At 48.3% G+C, this 2658-nt stretch carries 3 protein-coding genes; 2 read left to right on the top strand and 1 reads right to left on the bottom strand.

Going from position 1 to position 2658, the window contains the following annotated elements; genetic code table 11:
• Positions 1-400 precede the first annotated feature (400 nt).
• Entirely contained in the window at positions 401-1096 is a 696-nt protein-coding gene (locus CFB24_RS22910; RefSeq protein WP_141098588.1) for an RNA-directed DNA polymerase, read from the top strand.
• Positions 1084-2043 carry an RNA-dependent RNA polymerase family protein gene (locus CFB24_RS22905; RefSeq protein WP_141098587.1) on the top strand — a complete coding sequence of 320 codons (960 nt, stop codon included), beginning with the start codon at positions 1084-1086 and terminating at the stop codon, positions 2041-2043. The genes CFB24_RS22910 and CFB24_RS22905 overlap by 13 nt, the downstream gene beginning before the upstream one ends.
• A 22-nt stretch (positions 2044-2065) precedes the next feature.
• Here CFB24_RS22905 and CFB24_RS22120 read toward each other — a convergent pair whose 3' ends face one another.
• Positions 2066-2512 carry a site-specific integrase gene (locus tag CFB24_RS22120; protein ID WP_141098586.1) on the bottom strand — a complete coding sequence of 149 codons (447 nt, stop codon included), beginning with the start codon at positions 2510-2512 and terminating at the stop codon, positions 2066-2068.
• Positions 2513-2658: the final 146 nt, after the last annotated feature.

Raw genomic sequence — 2658 nt, 5'->3', positions numbered from 1 at the left:
GGCTCACCATAACCCTGTCGGCGGGTGCCCCATGGACGACAACGGAAGCTCCCCTCAGCTCCACCACTCCTTCCAACATATTGATCTGCATAAGAGTTCTGCGACAGTTGCGAATGACTGTCCGATAACGGTGCCACACACCGGGGCCGATAAATCGGCTACAAGTGTCTGTAGCCGTGGGCGAAACAGTCGCGCGGACTGCCACACCTCCCCGCCAGACCAACCTGCCACAAAACGTCGTAAACAGCGTCCAACCGGAATATGGCTCCGGGGAACAGTCTGGCAATTTCGAATCAAGGTGCCACGTGATTGTGTTGCGACGGTCGGTCGTTTTCAAAAAGTAGCGTGAGATATTTATCGCCAATATCTTCGCTTGCGTATTGGATAAACGGGTGCCGCGATGACTGCATTCATTGGTGACGACAAAAGCCTCTTCGCAGAACGAATGCTGGAGGACGGCTTTTTCCCGGAGAACCTGCCTCCAGTTTTCTCAATCACGAATCTTCACGAAGCCGCAATCAAGCCATTGAAATCTGGAGAGTATTTGACAGAAAAGCCAACAGAAGGCGCTCGTTACAACGCGTCCAAACGAGGTGGGCAACGTCGCGTGTTTACGATGCCAAATCCCGTTTTTATGATAGACGCAGCAATTTTTTTCACAAAATTCTGTGGGGAAATTGACGAGCATATGTCGGGCTCCCCCGAATCAAGCTCATATCCACGTTTCGAACCTGTCGAAGGGCGACCCATAAAAATATCATCTTTTCCTGAGTTTCATAAACGGCGAAGACATGATCTTTCTCTATCGCGGTATATTGTGAGAACTGATATCTCAAGGTTTTATCACTCAATATACACTCATGCAATTCCTTGGGCGCTTCATGGAAAAGCCGCTGCAAAGAAAGATAGAAAGCCGACTTCGCCTTCTATTTATGGAAACCAGTTGGATTGGCTCTTGCGGCAAGCGCAGGATGGGCAGACCGTCGGCATTCCGGTCGGTCCGGATTTCTCCCGAATAATATCTGAGATTATTGGGTCAGCAATAGATAAAGAATTTCGTGCTATTCATGGGCCGATGTCCCGATGTTACGTTTAGTCGATGATATTTACATAGGAAGCGACAACCTCGATGATGCGAATGCGCATCTCAGCGCTATTCGAGACGCTATACGCGCTTTTGAATTAGATATTAATGAGTCAAAGACTGTCATTCTTAACTCAAGCGATGACCTTGAGCCATACTGGCCTGTAGAAATTAGGCGTGAAATCGAGCGATACGAAGATGGCGCTCAAAAAAATGGTCAAAAACGATCTGATTTTATTCACTTTTTGAATGAAGTGCTCAGGCAAGCATCCGCAAGGAAGGATGAGGGTGTTGTAAAATTCGCATTAAGAAAAATAGATGAGATGCAAATATGGAACGGCTATTGGGACCTTCTGGAGCCATTCTTGGTTAGGGTATCTATTAATTTTCCTCATTGCTGGGATTATGTGTCGCGCGTTGTTGCGTGGCGAAATACTATTGAGTCTGTTGATGTTGATTTGTGGAGCCGTGTAATTCACCGTGCAATAAAACAAAACGGTGGCTCTGGGCACGATTCCGAAATTAGCTGGGCTCTGTGGCTTCTGAAGGAAATAAAAAAGCCATTAGCAAGCGATGCGTTCGATCTAGTATTGACGAGATGTGGTCCATTCCCGTCTTTGATTGCACTTGATGTCCATGAGTCAACCAAGCCATCTTATAAAGTTCCGAAGGAAACTCTGTTGGCGAAGCTAGGTGACCAGCCAATGCTTGGCGCAAACTGGCTGCTTGCCTATGAGGGAGACCGTCAATTTGGTCTCAAAATCAAGTCGAAAAACCTGCAAGGTAGCGCTTTCCACAAGCAACTTTATGAAGATTATACGTCATTTTATGACAAGGAAGCGAAGCTGTTTGTTTTTGATGGGGTTGACAGCCCTGAAAATGCAAAGTGTGCTATTGAGAGCGAAATAAGTAGTTACGACGATCATAATGAAGACGAGGATGAAAATGAAGATTTTTGATTGGAGTCCCATTATATAATGACTATATCCAGACATGAACAATAATACGCGTCTGAAGTGATGGGGGCCTCCATGCGCACCATGCGTAATTCTCCGTCGCCGCGCCAGATGTCTCTGTGGTCACGACGAAGCACTCGATGCTGTCAATTAGGCGCACATCCGCGACATCAAGCTGGCAAATCTCGTTCAACCGCATCCCGGAGAATAGTCCGATAAGCGGCACCCAAAATCGCCCACGTCGCGGATGGTTCTTTCCCGAAGTGGCGTATCCAGCGTCATCATCGACGCAGCCTCGGTAAAGCGGCGCGTTGAAAATCCGAGTTAATTGCTCCGTCGAAAAGGGCTGGCGCTTGTCCTTCTTTCTGACCGGATCGATAACCCGAAGCCCTCGGGCAGGATTCTTAACGATATAGCCTTCGTTTTCCGCCCAGTGGAGCAGCGCCGACAGCTTGTTGAGGTAGCCATTCACGGTCGTTGGACTCATCGGGCGAGAGACTGTCAGGAATTCCGTGTGAAGGCCGGTTCCGTTTTCATGCCAAGCTGAACCGATCCGGGAACAGGATGGCGAATTGAGCTTTCGCCATCACCCATTCGCGCGGCGGCATTTTCCATTCT

The organism is Rhodoblastus acidophilus (assembly GCF_900187365.1).
In the GTDB taxonomy this organism is placed as follows: Bacteria; Pseudomonadota; Alphaproteobacteria; order Rhizobiales; family Beijerinckiaceae; genus Rhodoblastus; species Rhodoblastus acidophilus.
Note: the sequence above shows the minus strand (reverse complement) of the source record. Positions and strands in the feature narration are given on the sequence as shown.